A 21,280-nucleotide genomic window follows, 5' to 3' on the forward strand; every position below is an offset into this window, starting at 1 on the left:
TATATCACGATTCCCGTTTCTTGAGAGATGGATGTAGGATATTCAATTTTTTCACACCAATCTTATGATCAAACGCAATCGTTGCCACACGGCCTTCAACCTTAATGATCACACCTTGTCCATAGACCGTATGTTCCACAATATCTCCCTTCCGATATTTGGATTTATGACCAGCTTTCGGTCTCGAAGATAAAATTGGTTTTGATGCTTGATGTTGACTTGTCTGCATCGCATCCGATTCAATAAAAGAGGCAGGAATCTCTTTTAAGAACCGGCTTGGTAATTTATTTCCTTCCAACATATAGCTATAGCCACGATTGTAAGTAATATATAAAACTTTTTTTGCCCGGGTCATGGCAACATAACACAAGCGTCTTTCTTCTTCCAAGGCAGCATTGCCACCTTCATCCAAGGAACGTAAGCTTGGAAAGATACCATCATTAAAATTTACCAAGAAAACCGTATCAAATTCCAATCCTTTGGCAGCATGGACGGTCATCAAAAGTAAATGATCTGAATTGGCCACCTCATTCCGATCGGTAAATAACGAAATATCTTGAAGATAGGTTTCCAACGTGGTATCTGGATTTTCTTGTACCGTTTGTGCGATATCTTGTTTTAATTCTTTCAAGTTATCGATACGGGTTGTATCTTGTTCTTTTTCCAACATATCCATATAACCGGATCGTTCCAATACATAATCCAGGAAATCTTCTAATGCATAATCATCTCGATGCGAGCGTAAATCATCAATTAAATGAACAAAGTCTTCACAACGTTTTTTTGTTGCTCCCGAAAGATCTTGACTATGACGCATGGTCTCTAACATATTGAGATGACGAGCGGATGCTTCTTCCTGAATTTTTTGAAGCGATACGGCACCAATTTTTCGACGAGGCTGATTGATCACACGAGTCACAGCTAAGTCCAGCGAAAATTGTTGTGGATCTTCTGTATCCGGATGAGTACATAATTTCAAATACGATAAAGCATCTTTAATTTCCTGTCGTTCATAAAAGCGAATCCCGCCATAGACAACATAAGGAATATTGGCTTGTCGCATTCGTTTTTCAAATGCCCGAGATGTGTAATTGGATCGATACAATACGGCCATATCCGCATAAGAAATGCCTTGATCATGGCGTTGTTTCACCAATTTGGCTACATACAATGGTTCTTGATCATCATCCAACTCACAATGTACATGAATCTTATCCTTACCTGGCAAATTGGTGAATAGATCCTTTTTGATGCGCGATTGATTATGCGCAATGACCGCATTGGAAGCATTCAAGATGGGTTGTGTGCTTCGATAGTTCTGATTCAAGATCACAGTTTGACAATCAGGAAAATCTTTATCAAAACGCAAGATAATATCAACCGATGCCCCCCGCCATGTATAAATCGTTTGATCGGGGTCCCCCACCACACACAATTTGGTATCAGGTCCGGTCAATAAACGAATGATGCCATATTGGGTTGGATCCACATCTTGAAATTCATCCACATGAATGTAATCCAAGCGATTTTGCCATTTTTTTCGAACTTCGCGATCAAAGTTCAATAAATGATGGCCTTCCAATAATAAATCATCAAAGTCAAATGCCTTCATCTCCTTTTTTTTCTTTTCATAGTTGCGATACAATTTGACCATGATTTCTTGCTCTTCTGTTTGCACATAATTTTCAGCTTCTTCCGGATCCACATGTGCCATTTTATGACTGGAAATAAAGCCAATCACTTTATTCAATGGAAAACTTTTCTTATCGATATCCAACTCTCGATAGAAAGGATTCAATATGGATCGTTGATCATCGCTATCTAAGATCGTAAAGGATTTTGGATAGCCTAACTTATCCGCATCTTCACGTAATATTCGTACACACAAAGCATGAATCGTTGAAATACGCACACTATATGCATCTTCTCCAAGTAAATGGATCAGGCGTTCTTTCATTTCATTGGTTGCCTTATTCGTAAATGTGATGGCAAGAATACGACTGGGATATACGCCAATCTTGTTGACCAAATATACGATACGTGCCATCAATACACGTGTTTTTCCAGATCCAGCCCCAGCAATGATACGCACATGCGAATCAATGGTCGTTGCTGCTTTATATTGATTTTCATTTAAAGAGTCCAGTACTTCTGTCATTTTATCACCGTGCTTTATCATATCACGGTTCAATTTGTTATGTATAGAATGAATACCATCTATTGTTTTCTTTAATTAGACAAACCAAAAAAATTGCGCTAGAGTATGCCTAAGGAAGGGTGAGAAATATGTCAACACAAAAAGAAACACATCGTATCGTACTTGTCGCTTTAGGCATTGCGTTAGTTGCCATTACAACACTTTTGATTCGGATTCCCAATGGTCTTCAAGGATATGTCAATGTGGGCGATGCTGTTATTTTTATCTTCGCTGCATTGGTTGATCCAATCGACACATTATTGATTGGTGGTATTGGTTCTGCCATTGCTGATGTTGCAGGTGGTTATGCCTACTATGCGATCTTTACCTTGATCATCAAAGGCATTGAGGGCTATGTCGCCAGTCGTTTATACAAACAATGGAACAAAGGTTGGTTCGCATTTATCATTGCTGCTCTTTGCATGATTGGTGGTTATATCATTGCGGACAGTATCGTGAATCAAAGCATTTGGTTAGGTCTTGCTTCGGTCGCCGGAAACCTTGTACAAGGTGGTGCCAGTGTGATCATTGCGATCGCATTAGAACCAGCCATTAAACGAGCCGCCATTAAACGATTTTCTTTTTAGTCAGCTAAGCTGACTATTTTTTTTATTAAAAAAAGCCCAGTTACCTAGGCTTGATGAATAAATCCGCTTTCTTTGATGCATTGTTTGATATAAGGCACATCCTTTGGATTGGCAATGATCGCGTGAAAATATAAACTACGATCCTCTTCTTCCAGTAAAGCATCGATCATTGTCGCATCGTCCTCCATCCATTGCGTAAAATAAAATTGTTTGTTGTCATAAGAAATCGGGTCTTCATGTAATAATTCATCCAAATGCGAACAAATATCCGATTTTTTACTAGCCATCAGTAACCAGGACCACTGGGACTCATCCTTATAAGGAGCCATCAAACATAAGGCTTCATTGACCGGATCCACACTTCTTTCACAGGCACCATCAGCAACGACCTTCACATCATCGAATAGATGATACACTTCTTGGGTACGATATTGGATGGCTTCTTGTTCCATCGCATGTGCATGTTCCAATTGTGGTTGGCGCCCTAATTGTTGACACAGATCTTCATATACATCCAAGGGCAACGAAATATGTGGATCTTTCCGATTTGCCAATTCAATAAAATCACAAATTTCATTGGCATGTTTGATCGTATCCGCATTCATGGTCGCATACGGACCGACGCCTTCTTTCGCCAGTGTCACCAATGCGGCATTCTTATAATAACGGGCATTCTTTTCCCAATCGTTCCAAACAAAAAAGCTATCCATCAGATCATGCGCTTCCATGCGTGCAAATTCAGAAATATCCATATCCCCAATGGCGGTGGAAATACGTCCATCTTTTTCAATGGGTAAAAAATACGTTTGATCATACATATAATTCATATTTCTGACTTCCGGATTTTTCAGCAATAGATCCTTTAAATAGACAATTTCATCTTCATAGATATGGTGTAAACGATGAAAATCTTCATCTGCATCAAAATCCAGATCATCAATCAATTCATATTCCCCTGGACATTCGGTTTGAATATCTTTACAAAACTCCACCGCAAAAGCATGGAAACCAGCGCCGCCATGTCGTGTATTCGCTTCGATGATCACATCATCGTCTTCTTCGGTAATCACAATATTCCCTTGTACACAAGCATAGATCACAACACGATCTGCTTGTTCTTCTATTTGCATATGTTCACGCGCACATAGAGCACCCATGACTTGATATAACTCATTTTTTTCTTTTTCGTTTCGATCCTTACAAATCATCCGTACAAACATTCTTTTGACCTCCTAGATCCATCCATGAGATTTCATTATAAAGAGCCACATTGTTAAAGTAAAGGCAGATACTAATGTCGTCAAAGAAACAACAGCCGCACTGAGTTCTCCTTTATGATGCATATTGATGGCCATCACATAACTGGATACGGTCGTTGCTGAACCCATCATCACCAATAAAGCGACGATGTAACTATTGCGAAAACCCATTCGAATGGCCAATGGCATAAACAAAGCAACAAAACCAACCAATTTCATAAAAGTGGCAACAAGAGTTTGTTTCCATACTCTTCTCATACTATGAAATTCAAAGGCAGCTCCCATCGCAATCAGAGATAACGGTGTTGCCAGATTTGCCACCGATTGTACCACTTTGCCAAAAATAACGGGATATGGCAAGTGACAAACCGACCAAAATAAACCAACCACAATGCCAATGAGAATGGGATTGGTCAATATTCCAATCAGGCTTTGTTTGATGGCTCCTGCCTTTTTTTCGGAACTGGTCAACGTCAAGATAATGACGGCTGCTACATTGTATAAAGGAACCGTACCGATGATCATTAAAGGAGCCATGCCAGAAGATCCATAAATATTTATGATAAATGCTAAACCAAGAATGGCTGCGCTACTGCGATACGTCGCCTGAATGAATTCGCCACGTTCGGCTTTATCATGCATGGGTAACGATAACAGAAAAGCAATGCCAATGGATGCCAAAGTGATGACAAAACAAAATAACACATATTTCCCATTCCAGGCTTTCGCAAAATCTTGTTGTGCAAGATCTTGAAATACCAGAACCGGAAGAGCAATTTGAAACGCAAATCGATTCATCTGATTGGCAAGCGCTTTATCGAGTATGTGAACTTTTTCAAAAAAATATCCCAAAACGATCAATAAAAAAACGGGCATCGTCGCTTCTAAACTAAAAATCAAATTATCCATGGGTTTATTATATCACGAAGTTACTATATAATATCCATATGAATCAAATCGCAAAAGACTGGAAAGACTATGAAGTCATCGATACCGGAAATAAAGAAAAACTAGAACGTTGGAATCACATTGTATTGCGTCGTCCGGATCCCGTTTGTATCTGGCCCATTGAAGATGCCACTCCATGGCATCAAGCCGATGCCATCTATCATCGCTCCCACAAAGGGGGTGGCTATTGGGAAACCAAGAAACAAACCAAAGAATTCTGGACCATTGGTTATAAAGAATTGCGCTTTAAGATCAGTCCTACAGGATTCAAACATACCGGTCTATTTCCGGAACAAGCCGCAAACTGGGATTTTATCATGAAGTCCATTCGTAACTCCCAACGTAAAGATATTCGTATCTTGAATTTATTTGCCTATACAGGTGGTGCCACCATGGCTGCGGCCAAAGCAGGTGCCAATGAAGTTGTTCACGTAGATGCAGCAAAAGGAATGATCCAATGGGCGAAAGAAAATATGCAACTCAATCATCTAGAAGATCATAAAATTCGTTTTATTGTCGATGATTGTTTAAAATTTGTGAAACGAGAACAACGTCGAAATCGAACCTATGATGGTATCATCATGGATCCACCAAGCTATGGTCGTGGTCCCAAAAAAGAACTCTGGAAATTGGAAGACAATCTCTATGAGTTGGTCAATGAAACACAAAAGCTATTGAGCGAGGATCCTCTATTTTTCATCGTGAATTGTTATACAACAGGGTTTTCTTGCCAAACTTTACAAGAAACGCTACAAAGAAGTGTACAAAAAGAACATGGTGGATCCATTGAAACAGGTGAAAATCTATTACCAGTGACCCATGATCACAGTGTCTTGCCCTGTGGTATTTTTGGCCGTTGGATTCCATAACATTGTTTGCGCAGAATTTTCTGCGTTTTTTTCATTTCCATCAAAAAAAGCTGCCTTCGTAAAAGACAGCTTGCAGGGATATATTATTTTTTTTGGATGGCACCAACTGGACAGCTTCTTTGTGCTTCTTCAGCTGCTGGATCTTCCGTATCCACATCTTTCGCATGGGCTTGATAACTATCCTCACCCATTTCAAACACATCTGGACAAAGGCCCACACACATACCACAACCGATGCATTGATCATTGACTTCGTATTTACTCATCTAAAATCCTCCCATCTCGAGAAATCGTTACGACTTGCCATGGAATAAATTTGCCACTGGCTTGTAAGGCTTTTTTCGCAGCCATTTCCAAACCACCGCAACAAGGCACTTCCATTCGTACGATCTTCACGCTTTTAATCTTATTACGAGAAAGAATCGCTGTTAATTTTTCACTATAGTCGACTGGATCCAACTTTGGACAACCTACACAAACAATATGTCCTTGGATAAAATCTTGATGAAAATTCGCATAGGCATAGGCCGTACAATCCGCCGCAATCAATAATTTCGCATTTTCATAAAAAGGAGCTTCCATTGGCAATAATTGAATTTGGACAGGCCATTGTCTCAATTGACTTTGTTGCACCAAAGAAACCTGTTCAACATCTTTTCTCTCAAACATTTGTACTTGATGGCCTGGACACATATTACTTTGCTTATGTCGTTGTACCGCAATTTCATCATAAGCAGCTGCTTCCCTTTTTTGAATCTGGATGGCTTGCGTTGGACATTCTGGTAAACAATCGCCAAATCCATCACAATAATCTTCACGAATTAAATGTGCTTTTCCATTGATCATTTCAATGGCTCCTTCATGACAGGCTTGTGCACAAGCACCACATCCATTACATTTGGATTCATCAATCGTAATAATATCTCTTAACATCTATGCTTCCTCCTATCTATTACTATAATGAAAGAACCAATCTTATTTCGTTTGATTTCCAACAAATTAACTAATTTGCCAACGAATATGCGACCCTTTATCATCTTTTGTGACGATCAATTGATCTTCGATTGACTGTTTCAATTCATCCACATGACTAATCAAACCAATCATTTTTGTACCGGTTGACATACGTTGTAAAACGCGAATGGCTTGTTTACGTGCATGATCATCCAAGGTACCAAAGCCCTCATCAATAAATAAGATATCCAATTGGATACCAGATGCATGGGCTTGAATTTCATCAGCCATTCCTAAAGCTAAAGAAAGGGCAGCCATAAATGACTCTCCACCCGACAAGGTACGAACTTCACGAGTTTGTCCGGTCACATGGGAATAGACCATAAAATCAAGACCTCGATTCTTGCCTTCACCAGCTGTTTCGACATCTTTCATCCGCAATTCAAACATGCCCGAAGACATTTCTAAGAACCGAGCATTGGCTGCATCCAGGATACGAGCTAAATACGTTCGTTGCACATAGGTTTCAATATCCATACGAGATCCTGGTATATTTCCCGATAATTGTCGATACAATCGATCATACATTCCATACATATGTAGCGTATTTTGGTGTTGTTGCCACTGCGCTTTGATCTTTTGCATCGTTTTCTGATTATTGTCAAATTGCGACAACGATCGCACGGCATGCTCGGAAGTTTCTTTGGCCGTTTCTTCTATCGATCGTAGTGTTTCTTCCATTTTTTTGATATCCGGTCTTGGTCGATTTTTGATCAATTGCTGTGCATCTTGAATCTGAGTATGGATCGCAATGATCGATCGTTTAAAGGTATCCACAGATCGTTTCCAAGTTTCCACATCTTCTTTGGTATATTGCGTGACATAGGTTTGCCAATCATCGATGGGCTGTTCTTTCTGTTGTTTAAGAAAAGTAGCCTGTGTGCTTTCCATCCATTGTTTTCTTTGTGGAAGTTCCTGTTCGTACTTGCTTTTCAATGTTGCCAAACGATGCCATTCGTTCGACACTTTTTCTAGATCATCATGGATCGTTTCATATGCCTGTTTCTTGTTTTTCATTTCACCATGTTTATCTTGCCATTGTTGCTCAGCCTGAAACAACGATTCAAACGGTGTTGCTTTTTTTAATGTCTCTTTTTGTACCTGCCACTTTTCTTTTTGTAGCGAAAGATCCTGTTGGCGCGTTTGACAAGCTAAGATCTTTGTTTCCATATCCTGGATTTGTGAAGTCATTTTTTCTATTTCTATGGTACTCTTTTGAAATCGTTTTTGATCATTTTGCCATTGATTCCATTGATCTTGATACATTTGATAAGCGGTAGTAAAATCTCCCTCATGTTGATTGCTCAATTCTTGTCGTTTTTTTGTCATCGCATCAATATCATAGGCCATCTTTTCTCGTTCTGTATCTAAGCTTTGTACCAAAGCTTGTTGTTCATTGACTTCTTCTTTTGTGATCGTATTTTCTTGTTGACTAGCCGGATGAGGATGTTGACAAGAACCACAAACAGGACATGGCTTTCCTGGTTCTAATTGAGCAGCGAGCAAACCGGCTTGGGTATCATAAAACTGATTGGATACTTGGTGATAACTGATCAAAGCTTGATCGTGTTCAAAAGCAATATTTGTGTAATCTCCTTGCTTCATTTTTATCTTTGCGTCTAATTCATCCATTTGATCCAAGTCTTTGTCCCAAGCATCCAATTCTTGTTTTTGATTTTCCAGTTGGAGCTTACGAACATCTAGATCTTTTAACGTATCCAAGATGGTTTGATGCCTCTCTTGATCTTTTTTCAAACGGATTCGTTTCTCTTCCAACGTTTTTAGATCCGAAACATTTTGTTTCTGATCATCATTGACTTGTTTCAATAACGTATCACAGTGATCGATTTCTCCAAACGTTTTGCGAGCTCTTTGTACTTGTTCTTCCAACGCATGATACCCTTTCATCCATGACTCGTATTGTTTCTTTTCCTGCGCTTCTTTTGTTTGTAGATCAATCATACGTTCATGAAGTTTTGGTTCTTTTTCCTTTACCTGTAACAGATGGGTTTCTACTTCCTTATATAAATTGAGAGCTTGCGTATATTGTTGATACAACTGATGTAGATGCCATGCTTGTTCCGTTTTCTGGATCCAATCTTCTTGCTTTTGAATATTTGGTTTTTGTCTTTCCAATTCTGCTTTTTTCTTGTTCGCTATGGATAAAGATGTATAGGCCTCTTCCAAATGGATGGCTTGTTGAAACAATGTATAGTACGTATCCCTTTCTTTTTGAGCTTGCTGGTTTTTTTCATTCCATCTGTCACTTTCTTGCTTCTCGGATTTTAAAGCCGCTTGTAACTGTTGAATATATGCCTCTAAGTCATTGTTTTTCCCATCGATGATCATTTGTCGATTGGCTATCAAAACGGGGTCATCACATTCAAAATGTTCAAATTCAGAAAACAAGCGCAACTGAAATTGATGAAGATCATTTTCTCCTTGTTTCTTTCGTTCATTCGCTTGATCAATGATCTTCTGATAAAGATCGGTATGAAAGAGCTTACGGAAGATGGCTTTTTTATCATCGGAATGGGATCGCAATACATCCATAAATTCGCCTTGAGCGATCATGGCCACTTGCATAAATTGTTCTTTGGATAATCCCATAATTTGTTCGATCTTCGCATTGGTTTCTTTTGGTGGATACACGCGTCCATCGGGCATGATCAAAGAGACAGAACCATTTTCCGCTTTTTCCTTACGTTGCCCTTTTTTAGGCCCTCGTTTATACATCTGATAATGAGCCGGCACGCGATGAATCGTATATTTTTGACCATGGTCGGTAAAAGTCAATTCAACATAGGGAGTCGTATCATACGAACTAAATTGACTTTGGAGGATAGCTCCCATTTTTTTATTATTGTTGGAACTGGCTTGGCCATATAACGCAAAAACCAATGCATCAAAAATGGTTGTTTTCCCGGATCCAGTATTTCCGGTGATCAAGAAAAGATTTTGATTGGGCTTATCAAAATCAATCGTTGTTGTTTGTGCATAAGATCCAAACGCACATAGCGTCAATGTATTGGGTTTCATTCTTCCACCTCCAGTACAGCATTCAAGATATCTTTTAAAGCCCTTTCTTCTTCCGTATTCATTGGGCCTAAAAATTGCGAGCAAAGCGTCCATGGATCGGCGATTGGTTCGCTCGAAGAAATCGTTTGATAGCTCGATGTATATCCAAATGCTCGTTTGATTTCCAATAGATGAGGAAAAGCTGTGCGCAGTTGTTTTTGGATTTCAGCTACATAGATATTGGTTTGATCGGTCAGTTCCAACGAAACATAATCCTCACAAGCTTGATCCAATAACGTTTCCAAAGATCCCGAGAGTTTACGAATCGGATGGATTGGAGCTAATGGTAAATATTGGATCGCAATCTTTTCTTTTTCTTTGATTTGAATCATCACGATATGTTTTTCTTGTCCAGCTTCACTAAGTGAATACGGCATGGGTGTACCACAATATTGAATGGTCTCCTTCCCAACTTTCGTTGGTTTGTGGATATGGCCTAAAGCAACATAATCAAAAGGAGCCAAGATATCACTATAGATTTGATCGATATTGCCTACGGTACAAACTTCAGAATCCATTCGTTCAATCGAGGATGGATCACTTCCTTTTGGTACAAAAAATTGATGCGCTACAAAAATATTTCGTATGGATGGATCGATATGTTCTCGTTGCAACAATTTTCGCATCGAAGCATCATACGATAATCCATCCTCTTCAAAAATAGAACGGACCATGGACGGTTTAATGAATGGTAACAAGAAGAAACGCACAGGTCCATAGGCATCGTTTATATCAATCGTAAAGATGGATTCGGTTTTATTTTGTGGTGGCTGACCAATCATATAGATATTTTGTTTCGATAGAATATGACGAAAACAATCAATGCGTGGTGCACTGTCATGATTTCCTGAAATCATCATGAATACGCAAGAGGGTAAAGCCATTGCCAAAGTGGAAATAAAAGCATCAAATAATTCAATGGCTTGAGCACTTGGCACGGCTTTATCATAAATGTCACCAGCAATGAGGATGACATCAGGCTTTTCTTTTTTTGCATAGGCAATAATTTGATCAAAGACATATCTTTGATCTTCGATCAAATCATAATTCATAAGATTCATACCAATGTGTAAATCGGATAAATGAAATATTTTCATGATAACCTCCCTATTCTCTAGTTATAGTATCATTTTATTAATTTTCATGTTTTTTTAAAGTATCTCTAATTTTTCATAGGATAAAGTACTCTCGTTTAGGGAGGAATTTATGAAATCACATCGTAAGATTGTCGCTTGTGCCTTAGTATTGGCCTTGATGTTAAGTGCATGTTCGACAACCAGCACAACGCAAATCACTGATACTGGTGATACCGTATTGAAAAATACGAATTTTGATTCTTTGGAAAATCGAAAGAAAAAAACCGTGGCTGCTATGGTCGAAACGTTTTATTCGACCGATTATTCGAGTTCGGTTAAAGAAAATATCGATGATCTAAAGAACCAAAAGGACTATACCGATGAAGATATGTTGATCATTCATGATCCATATGGAACCAATCATTTGTCTTTATATGTTTACTTCAAGACCGATAAAGCCGTTCAAGTATCTTATACGATCCAAGCGAAGAATACGTCCGATTTTAGTGAAACGGTTGAAAAAAGCGCCAAGAAAACGCATGAATTTACTGTACTTGGATTGATTCCAAATACGACCAATACCATCACCTTTACATTAACGGATGCGAATGGTAAAAAGACGACAAAGACCATCAAATACAAGATGGGCAAAAAATTAGGCGTAGAAGAAACCAATTTGGAAGTTACGGCCAATAACGAAACCCAATCTTTATCCAATGGTTTATATGCGATCTTAGGCAATGACAGTGATGATCAAGATTTTGTTTATTATTATGACAATAATGGAACCCTTCGTGGTGAAACGCCCATTATCGGTTATCGTGCCCATCGTTTATTGTTCCGAAACGGTTTGATGTATTACAGTATTTCCGAAACCAAAATAGCAGCTGTCAATTCTTTCGGACAAGTCAAGAAGATTATCCATACGGGTGATTATGAACTCCATCATGATTATTGTTTCGATGATGATGGAAACTTACTTGTCTTAGGAAGTAAGGAAGGGAAATCATATAGTGATTCCAGTAGTGAAGATCTGATCTTGCGCATAGATCCAGATACCGATAAGATCTTACAAGTCGTCGATCTAGGTGATATTTTAGGTGATTATAAAGCCACAGCGCATAAAGCCAGTATTACCAATCAAGAAGGTGTCGTTGGTTTAGATTGGATCCATATCAATGCCATTCAATGGTTGGGAAATGATACGGTCATTTTATCGAGTCGAGAAACTTCATCCATCCTTAAAATTAGTCATTTATTTGATGACAGTCCAAATATTGATTATATCATTGGTCAACAGAATTTCTGGGATGCTACATATGGAGATAAGGTATTGAATCAAGTTGGTACGTTCGCAAATACAGGTGGCCAACATAGTGTAACCATTGAATACGATGATAGCTTAGCCGATGGTCAATATTATTTATACATGTTCAACAATAATTATGGTCAGTCACCAACACAAACATACGATTGGACGCAAATTGATGGTATCCAAACAAAGACCAATTCAAATTTAAGTACAACGGAATTAGCTCAAGCCTCTTCGTATTACTACAAATATTTAGTAGATGAAAATGCTGGTACGTATGAATTGGTACAATCCTTTGCAGTTCCTTATTCTTCGCATGTATCAAGTGTTCAGGAATTAGCTGGCAATATTATTGTGGATTCGGGATTCCAAGGTATCTTTGGTGAATACACAAAAGATGGTACGTTATTAAAGCAATTTCAGATGAAATTAAATAAATATATGATCTATCGCGTATACAAATACGACTTTGATGGATTCTACTTCAATAAATAACAAAAAAGAGCTGTGCAAATAGATCCATCTACTTGTCTACAGCTCTTTTCTTTTGATCCATACAAAAGAACCAGCAGAAGCAAGACCCATTTGCTTCTACTGGTTCCAAATTGGACTTATTTATTCAACCGGTAATACTGTTCCTTTGAATTCATCTTTGATCCATTTTTTCGTTTCATCGGATTTTAAGATCTTGACCAAAGCTTTAACGGCCTTACTATTCTTATTGGTTTCTTTTACGGCAATGACATTACCATATGTTTTGGCAACTTCACCAGAACTGGATTCACTGGCCAATAGCTTATCGGTAACTTTTGCATCCAATGCATAGTTTCCATTAATGACACCAAAATCAACATCGGCTAATTTTGAAGCAATTTGGGCGCCATCCATTTCCACTAAATCTAAATTATGTGGATTGGAAGTAACTGCTTTTAAAGTAATCTTGGTTGTCGTTGGCGTTACGCTCTTTTTCAATTTGATCAAACCTTGATCTTGCAGCAACAACAAGGCACGAGCTTCATTGGATTCATCATTTGGAATGGCAATTTGGGCACCATCTTCAATTTTGTCAAGATCATCACTCTTTCCAGCATAAATGCCCATTGGCTCAAAATGGATCTTTCCAGCAGATACTAGATAACCATCATCCCCTTTTTTGTATCCTTTATCTTTGTTGTAGGATGTTAGATAAGGTTGATGTTGGAAATAATTGGCATCCAAGGAACCATCCGAAGTGGAAGGATCAATTTCTGGATAATCCGAAAATTCTTTGATTTTTAGTTTATAGCCTTTTGCTTCAAATTCTTTTTTTACATGTTTTAAAATAATCGCATGAGGCGATGTTGTTGCGCCTACAGTTAATGTTTTGGTTTGTTTAGCGGCTACATCTGGTACATTGGCAACTACTAATGACAATGCCAAAGTCGAAGCAGCTACGGCTTTAATGATCTTACTTACTTTCATTGTTCTCTCTCCTCTTTTATTTAAGTACACTTAGAATAGCATAGCACATGTTATTTGCATACTAACCAATATTGATATTGGCTATAAATATTTTTTATCGGGTGAACTTTTCAACCAATCGATCACCAATGACCTGAATGACCGAAATGATCAATAAGATCAAGATGATGATGACCAATGTAATATCGCCCATCGATCGATACAAACCATAGCGAATGGCCATATCTCCTAAACCACCTGCACCAATGGTACCAACGATTGCAATTTGACCAACTAAAGCAATCATAGAGATCGTTATCCCCCGAATCATGCCAGGAATGTTTTCACGTAATAATACTTTGAAGATAATTTCTTTTGGGCTTAGTCCCATGGCTTGACTGGCTTCAATGATGCCGGGATCAATTTCCATGATAGAAGTCTCCATTTGTCGTGCAATAAATGGGGCCGTACCAATTACTAAAGGAACCAAGGCGGCTTGCATACCGATGGTCGTTCCGCAAATAAAGCGGGTAACAACCGCAACGGTTGGCACTAAAATGATAAATGGAATGGAGCGAAACAAGTTAATGATCTTGTCCAAGATCCAAAAAATAACTTTATTTTCAAGAATACCTTCTTTGCGGGTCACCACCACAATGACGCCTAAAAACAATCCAATGATCGTTGAGATCACACCACTGACAATCAACATATATAAGGTATCGGCAATGGCACTTGGAAATTCATCCGCATATGCAATGACATTAGAAAACCATGCTTCCATATTTTTTCACCTCCACTTTTACGCCACTTTTCTTAAAATATTCAAATCCTTTTTTGATATCTTTGCTATCGCCTGTAAAAATCGCTTCAATTTGACCAATGGGACTGTCATGCACAATCTCTACATTGGCAAATAATAAATTGATATTCACATTAAATTCACGCGATACTGTGGATATGATTGGTTCAGCCGTATTGGCACTTTGATACTGCAAATGAACTAAAACTTGATTTTCTTTTAATGCGATCAATGGATTGCTTTCTTCAATCAAGGTGTCGATCTTTCTAGTATTATTTGTGGTATTGATAAAGTTTCTTGTGACTTCTTGTTGCGGATCACTGAATACCGAAACAATATCCCCTTGTTCAACAACTCGACCATTTTCCATGACCGCAATATGATCACACACTTCTTTGACAACCGCCATTTCATGCGTAATGATGACTACGGTAATATGCATTGTTTGATTGATCTTTTTAATCAGATCCAAGATGGTTTGTGTGGTTTGCGGATCCAATGCACTTGTGGCTTCATCACACAATAATACTTTTGGATTATTGGCTAATGCACGAGCAATGGCTACGCGCTGTTTTTGTCCACCCGACAATTGACTGGGATACGAATCTTTTCTTTCTTCCAAATCGATCAATTCCAACAATTCATTCACTCTTTGATTGATACGGTTTTTATCCCATCCAATATGTTCCAATGGCATCGCAATGTTGTCATAGACCGTGCGAGATTTCATCAAATTAAAATGTTGGAAGATCATCCCCATTTTTTGTCGTTCCACTCGCAATTCTTTTGGTGTCAATTTTAATAGATCTTTATCTTCTAAATAAACATTTCCATGATCGGGACGTTCTAATAAATTGATACAACGAACTAAAGTACTTTTTCCTGCTCCAGAAAAACCAATGATGCCAAAGATCTCACCTTTTTGAATATGTAAGCTGACATTTTTGACAGCTTGCACTTCTCCATCTTTGGTTTGGAACGTTTTTGATACATGTTCCAATCGAATCATATTTTCTCTTCTCCTTTTCATAAAAAAAGCCCCATCCATTAGGACGAAAGGCTTCGTGTTACCACCTAATATTCATGAAACAATCACTTGCTTCACCTTATCGAGTACTTCACTCTTGTGCGATAACGAACACAACCGGCATAACTTACCTATCAGTTATGCAACTCCAAGACCATCTTCAACATATATTTTTGATCTGTTTTCACCAACCACAGACTCTCTTTTCAAATGTATATGCCTACTCTTCTTTTCAACGTCTTTGTTTCATTATATCGATAATTTAAGGATTGTCAACATAATTACTATTTTCATACATGATTAATAGGTTTTAGCAAACACGCCAATCTGGATAAAACTGGATCCCATTCTTGATCATGCGATGAATCAAAGGTCGACCTAAGGTTTGAAAATAATGTTCGATCGTTGGTACTTGAAGCACAAGGATATCGGCTCGTTTCCCAATTTCAATGGAGCCGCGATCATCCAAATGATATTCCTTGGCTGGAATCGAAGTCATGGATTCAAGCACAGGTTGACTTGGTACATTCAAACTATTGAAGAGTTGATAGGCTAAGGGCTGAAAACTATAGACATAGCTATTGGGACGACCAAATCCACACGATAAACAAAATGTATTGTAAGTCTTTTCAAACATTTTTCGTGATTCGATAATCGGTACATCGGACGTATTTTTACGCAAAAATACATCTTGTGTCAGCTCATGTCGTAAGAGTGCTTTTTGACTGGTCAATAAGGTCAAGATACCATTCATTTTCATCGCAAACAAAGCCGATCCATCTTGTCGTAATTGATCACCCAAGCGAACATGATGAAATCCTTCATAGTTGCAATCAATGAAAGCAGGTAATACGCATTCCCCACAAGAATCGATCACGACCGTAGCGGGATCTAACCATTTTTTAAAGCTATGAGTACCAAAATCGATGATTCGTTCATGATGAATGGCTAAAAACGCTTGGTGTAATATGGTAAAATGAGCATCACATGTATATAAATTCTCAATATTTTTTATGATCAACGTGGCTTTCATATGTTCATTATAAACTATTTGGGCTGGCTTTTCTTCTATTGATTCTACTTTTCGCTTTGACTATAATAAGTCCAAGTCGGAGGTAAACATCTATGTTTTTCTTTCATCCTATCCAAAAACCGGTGATCGTGACCATTCATGGATTTGGTAAACGACTCCATACAGAATTTGATCCATTCGCCGCTTATTTCGAAAAACGGCGCTATACCGTGATTCAATTTGATATATATGACCTGAATAATCCCAACGATGCAGATCCTCAAGTTTGGATCGAACGTTGTGAAAAGAAACTTTTAGAAGTGACAAAACAATATGAACATGTCATTGTGATTGGTTTTTCCATGGGCGGGGTCATTGCTTCTTATTTAGCATCTATCTTTACTATTGATCAATTGATCTTAGTGGCTCCTGCCTTTGAATACATCAGCGCACATACGGTACTTGAATATGGCGTAAAAGCCGTTAAAAATATCTATCAAAATCAACCTCAAAAAGAAGAAAAGCCGAGTTCAAAACAAACTTCGGCTTTTACGGAAATTGTAAATACCTATCGCGAATCCATCGCATCGGTAAATTGTCCTGTCTTGCTTCTACATGGCTTAAAAGATGAAGTCATTCCGCTTTCCAGTAGTCGAAATGCTTATCAAAAAATCAAAGGCAAACATCGTTTGATTTGTTTTGAAGATGGCAAACATCGCATGTTGTATGACAATACGATCCAAGAAACCATTTTCCCTATCATCGAATTGATGATCACCAATCGGCTGATGTAATGGTAGAAACAACATCAATGCCATTCATAGCCATATTTTCTAAGCCAAATGCATTCCACATAGTTGCAGGATGCATTTTATTATCGTAAGTATCCACACAATCCACCGGAACGATCAAGCGATGTTCCTCCTTATTGTGTTCATTGAGCCAGCTTTGAAAACTCAAAACAAACTGTAAGATACATAGATCTGTACAACAACCTGTAATGATAATGTCTTTGTACCAAGATAATTCATCTTTTAAGAATTCTTGAAAAGCCGGAGCCATAAAGGTATTGGTACTATTTTTCGCTATTGTTCGCTTAATATAAGGTTGTAACGAATCAATCACTTTTGCTTCTTGAGTACCAATGACACAATGAGCAGGAAAGGCCTGAAATTCTCTTGTATGTGGCGGATGATTATCACACACAAACACATTACGGCAATCCAATCCTTTTACTAAACGTTCGATCGATGGGCCGATCGCACCAATGCTTTCATCATGTAAAGCTCCTTCATTGATAAAGCCATTGACCATATCAACCACAAAAACAATGGGGTCCTTTATTTGATTGGCATGGATGGGTACATACTCATTTTTTTCTAAACGTGCCATCTTTTCTCCTTCTAAAAAAGATGTGATCAAGCCACATCTTTTTGTTCGGCTTCATACGCCTTCAATTCTTGTTCAATTTGTTCCTTAAATTCTGGATGCTCTTTGATATATTGTTTCACCGAATCGCGTCCCTGACCAATCTTATCCCCTTTATAACTGAACCAAGAACCACTCTTATGAATGATATCGGCTTCAATACAAAGATCGATCAATTCCGATAAGTAAGAGATGCCTTCGCCATAGATAATTTCTAAGGTTGCCGTTTTAAATGGAGGGGCCACCTTGTTTTTGACAACACGCACCTTCACTTTATTCCCGATCATTTCGGATCCATTTTTGATTACTTCCGAACGACGGATATCTAAGCGAACCGATGCATAAAACTTGAGTGCACGTCCACCCGGCGTCGTTTCTGGATTTCCATAAATGACCCCCACTTTTTCACGCAATTGATTGATGAAAATAGCGGTGCATTCATTATGATTCATGATCCCAGCTAATTTACGCATAGCTTTTGACATCATACGGGCTTGTGCACCGACTTGTAGATCACCCATTTCGCCATCCAATTCCGATTGTGGAACCAAAGCAGCCACACTATCGATCACGACCAAATCAACAGCCCCACTGGCAACCAACATATTCATGATGTTCAATCCTTGTTCTCCTGAATCGGGTTGAGATAAGATCAATTCTTCAATATCCACACCTAAATTATGCGCATAAACCGGATCGATTGCATTTTCGGCATCGATGAAAGCTGCACGTCCGCCTGCTTTTTGAACTTCAGCAATCGCATGCAAAGCCAATGTCGTTTTACCACTCGATTCAGGACCGTAAATCTCGATGATACGTCCTTTCGGATAGCCGCCAATCCCTAATGCACGATCCAATAGTAAACTTCCCGAATGAATGGGTTCTACATTGACAGCTGGCCGTTCTCCCAACTTCATGACCGAGCCTTTACCATATTCACGTTCAATTTGTTTGACGACATCCTCTAGCAATTTATCTTTATCATTGGTCGTTTCGGTTTTTTTTGTTGCCATTTATTCACACTCCTTTTTCACTTGCACTAACAAGTTATTGATCATTTGTTCCACTACATAGATACGAACTTCATTCCTATCCATCCTATCACATTGAAAAGGAAAGAGATATGTATTTGCTCGGGTCGCAATAGCACAATATACACATCCTGCTGGTTTTCCTTCCATCGTAGATGGGCCCGCATTCCCCGTAAAGGATATCGCAAAATCAACATCCATGATTTGTTGGGTATGTCGCGCCATGGATTGGGCACATGGGCCGGAAACGACCCCATACTCTTCTACGATAGACGGTTCCACATGGACCACTTTTTCTTTTATTTCGGTCCAATAGGTCACAAATCCGCCTTTTAAAACACGACTAGCGCCGGGGACACTGGCAATTGTTGCACTAAATAAACCAGCTGTTAAACTTTCACAACTGGCTATGGTAAAGCCTTGTTTTGTGCATTGTTGAACCAATTCTTCTACTGGTTTCATCACATGCTCTCCAAGACATATTTTTTTAATTTCACAAAATAAATATATCCACTATATAAAGACATAAGCGTAGCCAACCACAACAGGATGGATCCCATTGGAATACCAATCAAGGCAAATGGCCAATTACGCAACAACAGTACACATAAAGCAATCATTTGTAAGACTGTCTTACATTTTCCATAAATACCGGCACTAACGACCCGACCATGCTGAGCAGCAACCATGCGTAGCCCATCCACGATCAAATCACGAGCTGTCATTAAAAGTACGGCAATCAAATTGGCTTGCCCTGTCGCAGCCATCATGATCAATAAGGTATTGACTAATAATTTATCCGCAATCGGATCTGCAAATTTACCAAATGATGTGATCAAATGATTTTTACGGGCAATACGTCCATCCAAAAGATCGGTGATCGATGCAACCGCAAAGATCAAAAATGTCAAAATATCACGCAAAGCGAGACCACTTCTCCTATCTACCACACCAATAGTCGTAGGAATACATAAATATACAATCACTACGATTGGCACCATGATAATACGTGCCATCGTCAATTTATTTGGTAAATTCATCTTGTCATCTCCTTATTCACTCGTTGTTGTCTGATCGGTCGTTGTCGTATCGGATGAAGTCGTACTATCCGTTGTCGAAGAACTATCGGTTGAATCCGTACTCGTGGATGTCTTTACTTCAAAATACAATACAGCTGGAGTGCCTTTTTCCCAATTGGTTTTTGAGAAAGATACCGATTTGCCATTCAAACGAATCTTGTTGTTGTCATAAGTACCAATCTCTACTTGGATCAAACAAGCAGAATCCACACTGATCGTTTGTTTAAAAGTACCTGAATATTCTTTATCCGCTGAAGAATTGACCAATTGATCATCTTTGTAGACCGCAATCGTACTATCACTCGGTAAAGTGATGGTCAATTGCAACTCTTTTGAACCTTCTACTACATTGGTTACTTCATAGGCATTGTTATCCTTATCCGTAGCTGTCAACGTAATCTCATTGTTTGTCGTTTCTTGTGATGATTTTTGCTGTGCCAATTGTTCAGTTTGTTTTTCTTTTTGTTTGATTTCTGCTTGTCGTTGGGCTTCTTCTGCTGCTAAGCGCCGATTATTCGCATAACTAACACCCATATTGAATAAAGACAAAACCAACACAACAACAATGCCAAGGATCACAATATGATAGGTACGTGCATACTTCGATGCATTCATTCGTTTATTCCAATTGCGTATTCTTGAAAAAACGCTATTACTATTATTTTTATCTTTTTTCGCTTTCTTCGTTTTCGCCCGTTGATGATTGGGTTTCTTTGGTGATTGACTTGTTTTTTTGGGTTGTGGTTTCGGCTTTTGGGCAGCCAATTGCTGTTTGCGAGCTTGCTCATAAGCCGATAAATTTGCTTCGACCTGTGGTTGAATCGCTTGCCAATTCACACCAATGGCTTCGCAATACGACTGCATAAAATAACGAATAAATGAATAATCATCATTAAATACTTCTAAATGATTTTCTTCAATGGCTTCAATGTATTGTGGCGCCAATCGTGTTTGTGAAGATATATCTTGAATAGAAAGCTGCAAAGCTAATCTACGTTGTTTCAATATTTGATAATAAGTCACTATCGTTCCCCCTATAATCCTAATCATTATATCAAAAAATGATTCACCCTTGTAGGTGGATGTCAGTTATTTTTTTATAGTAGTTGACAAAACTGGTC

The 21,280-nt window shown here is 38.5% G+C and carries 20 protein-coding genes and 1 other annotated feature; of the genes, 4 read left to right on the forward strand and 16 right to left on the reverse strand.

All coding sequences use genetic code 11. The annotated features are described in order from the left end of the window. Window positions 1-4: 4 nt before the first annotated feature. A complete protein-coding gene (locus tag MOZ64_RS03550) occupies window positions 5-2,158 on the reverse strand; it encodes an ATP-dependent helicase (protein WP_320325231.1) in 2,154 nt (717 codons plus the stop codon). Window positions 2,159-2,286: 128 nt separating this feature from the next. Between MOZ64_RS03550 and MOZ64_RS03555 the strand changes: the two genes are divergently transcribed. Next, entirely contained in the window at window positions 2,287-2,784 is a 498-nt protein-coding gene (locus MOZ64_RS03555; protein ID WP_320325232.1) for an ECF transporter S component, read from the forward strand. Window positions 2,785-2,828: 44 nt separating this feature from the next. Here MOZ64_RS03555 and MOZ64_RS03560 read toward each other — a convergent pair whose 3' ends face one another. Both MOZ64_RS03560 and MOZ64_RS03565 read right to left on the reverse strand, forming a co-directional pair. Next, window positions 2,829-4,004, reverse strand: coding sequence for a hypothetical protein (locus tag MOZ64_RS03560; protein WP_320325233.1), 1,176 nt, complete (start codon window positions 4,002-4,004; stop codon window positions 2,829-2,831). Between the two features lie 12 nt (window positions 4,005-4,016). Then, window positions 4,017-4,952: an AEC family transporter gene (locus MOZ64_RS03565; protein WP_320325234.1), complete on the reverse strand. Its 936-nt coding sequence runs from the start codon at window positions 4,950-4,952 to the stop codon at window positions 4,017-4,019. Between the two features lie 38 nt (window positions 4,953-4,990). Between MOZ64_RS03565 and MOZ64_RS03570 the strand changes: the two genes are divergently transcribed. Next, window positions 4,991-5,860 carry a class I SAM-dependent methyltransferase gene (locus tag MOZ64_RS03570; RefSeq protein WP_320325235.1) on the forward strand — a complete coding sequence of 290 codons (870 nt, stop codon included), beginning with the start codon at window positions 4,991-4,993 and terminating at the stop codon, window positions 5,858-5,860. Window positions 5,861-5,943: 83 nt separating this feature from the next. Here MOZ64_RS03570 and MOZ64_RS03575 read toward each other — a convergent pair whose 3' ends face one another. The 4 genes from MOZ64_RS03575 to MOZ64_RS03590 form a co-directional block, all read right to left on the reverse strand. Continuing rightward, window positions 5,944-6,126 (reverse strand): ferredoxin, encoded by a 183-nt coding sequence (locus tag MOZ64_RS03575; RefSeq protein ID WP_128520762.1) that lies wholly within the window; start codon window positions 6,124-6,126, stop codon window positions 5,944-5,946. Then, the gene (locus MOZ64_RS03580; protein WP_320325236.1) at window positions 6,119-6,793 is read right to left on the reverse strand and encodes an ATP-binding protein; all 675 of its coding nucleotides are present in this window, start codon (window positions 6,791-6,793) and stop codon (window positions 6,119-6,121) included. Before MOZ64_RS03580 ends, MOZ64_RS03575 begins: the two co-directional genes overlap by 8 nt. Before the next feature lie 66 nt (window positions 6,794-6,859). Further along, window positions 6,860-9,913 carry an AAA family ATPase gene (locus MOZ64_RS03585; RefSeq protein ID WP_320325237.1) on the reverse strand — a complete coding sequence of 1,018 codons (3,054 nt, stop codon included), beginning with the start codon at window positions 9,911-9,913 and terminating at the stop codon, window positions 6,860-6,862. Continuing rightward, on the reverse strand, window positions 9,910-11,049 hold the full coding sequence (locus tag MOZ64_RS03590; RefSeq protein ID WP_320325238.1) for an exonuclease SbcCD subunit D: 1,140 nt from the start codon (window positions 11,047-11,049) through the stop codon (window positions 9,910-9,912). Before MOZ64_RS03590 ends, MOZ64_RS03585 begins: the two co-directional genes overlap by 4 nt. Before the next feature lie 109 nt (window positions 11,050-11,158). Between MOZ64_RS03590 and MOZ64_RS03595 the strand changes: the two genes are divergently transcribed. Then, a complete protein-coding gene (locus MOZ64_RS03595; RefSeq protein ID WP_320325239.1) occupies window positions 11,159-12,835 on the forward strand; it encodes an aryl-sulfate sulfotransferase in 1,677 nt (558 codons plus the stop codon). Window positions 12,836-12,955: 120 nt separating this feature from the next. Here the strand turns inward: MOZ64_RS03595 and MOZ64_RS03600 are convergent, their stop codons facing one another. From MOZ64_RS03600 to MOZ64_RS03615, 4 genes are all read right to left on the reverse strand, one after another. Beyond that, complete coding sequence (locus MOZ64_RS03600; RefSeq protein WP_320325240.1) at window positions 12,956-13,801, reverse strand: MetQ/NlpA family ABC transporter substrate-binding protein; 846 nt, start codon at window positions 13,799-13,801, stop codon at window positions 12,956-12,958. A gap of 94 nt (window positions 13,802-13,895) precedes the next feature. Further along, window positions 13,896-14,564 (reverse strand): methionine ABC transporter permease, encoded by a 669-nt coding sequence (locus MOZ64_RS03605; protein ID WP_320325241.1) that lies wholly within the window; start codon window positions 14,562-14,564, stop codon window positions 13,896-13,898. Beyond that, window positions 14,545-15,591: a methionine ABC transporter ATP-binding protein gene (locus MOZ64_RS03610; RefSeq protein ID WP_320325242.1), complete on the reverse strand. Its 1,047-nt coding sequence runs from the start codon at window positions 15,589-15,591 to the stop codon at window positions 14,545-14,547. The genes MOZ64_RS03605 and MOZ64_RS03610 overlap by 20 nt, the downstream gene beginning before the upstream one ends. Before the next feature lie 36 nt (window positions 15,592-15,627). After that, window positions 15,628-15,854, reverse strand: a binding site (T-box leader). Between the two features lie 65 nt (window positions 15,855-15,919). Then, window positions 15,920-16,642 (reverse strand): amidohydrolase family protein, encoded by a 723-nt coding sequence (locus MOZ64_RS03615; RefSeq protein ID WP_320325243.1) that lies wholly within the window; start codon window positions 16,640-16,642, stop codon window positions 15,920-15,922. Window positions 16,643-16,734: 92 nt separating this feature from the next. Between MOZ64_RS03615 and MOZ64_RS03620 the strand changes: the two genes are divergently transcribed. Then, complete coding sequence (locus MOZ64_RS03620; protein ID WP_320325244.1) at window positions 16,735-17,415, forward strand: alpha/beta hydrolase; 681 nt, start codon at window positions 16,735-16,737, stop codon at window positions 17,413-17,415. Here the strand turns inward: MOZ64_RS03620 and MOZ64_RS03625 are convergent. From MOZ64_RS03625 to MOZ64_RS03645, 5 genes are read right to left on the reverse strand one after another with little or no spacing between them, the layout of a single operon-like run. After that, complete coding sequence (locus MOZ64_RS03625; protein ID WP_320325245.1) at window positions 17,396-18,013, reverse strand: cysteine hydrolase family protein; 618 nt, start codon at window positions 18,011-18,013, stop codon at window positions 17,396-17,398. The two genes, MOZ64_RS03620 and MOZ64_RS03625, sit on opposite strands and share 20 nt — an antisense overlap. A gap of 26 nt (window positions 18,014-18,039) precedes the next feature. Continuing rightward, complete coding sequence (gene recA, locus MOZ64_RS03630) at window positions 18,040-19,062, reverse strand: recombinase RecA (RefSeq protein ID WP_320325246.1); 1,023 nt, start codon at window positions 19,060-19,062, stop codon at window positions 18,040-18,042. Then, a complete protein-coding gene (locus MOZ64_RS03635; RefSeq protein WP_320325247.1) occupies window positions 19,063-19,542 on the reverse strand; it encodes a CinA family protein in 480 nt (159 codons plus the stop codon). Next, window positions 19,542-20,120 carry a CDP-diacylglycerol--glycerol-3-phosphate 3-phosphatidyltransferase gene (gene pgsA, locus MOZ64_RS03640; protein ID WP_320325248.1) on the reverse strand — a complete coding sequence of 193 codons (579 nt, stop codon included), beginning with the start codon at window positions 20,118-20,120 and terminating at the stop codon, window positions 19,542-19,544. The genes MOZ64_RS03635 and pgsA overlap by 1 nt, the downstream gene beginning before the upstream one ends. Before the next feature lie 12 nt (window positions 20,121-20,132). Then, window positions 20,133-21,182: a helix-turn-helix domain-containing protein gene (locus MOZ64_RS03645; protein ID WP_320325249.1), complete on the reverse strand. Its 1,050-nt coding sequence runs from the start codon at window positions 21,180-21,182 to the stop codon at window positions 20,133-20,135. Between the last annotated feature and the right edge of the window lie 98 nt (window positions 21,183-21,280).

The organism is Absicoccus intestinalis, from assembly GCF_033971885.1.
GTDB lineage: Bacteria > Bacillota_I > Bacilli_A > Erysipelotrichales > Erysipelotrichaceae > Absicoccus > Absicoccus intestinalis.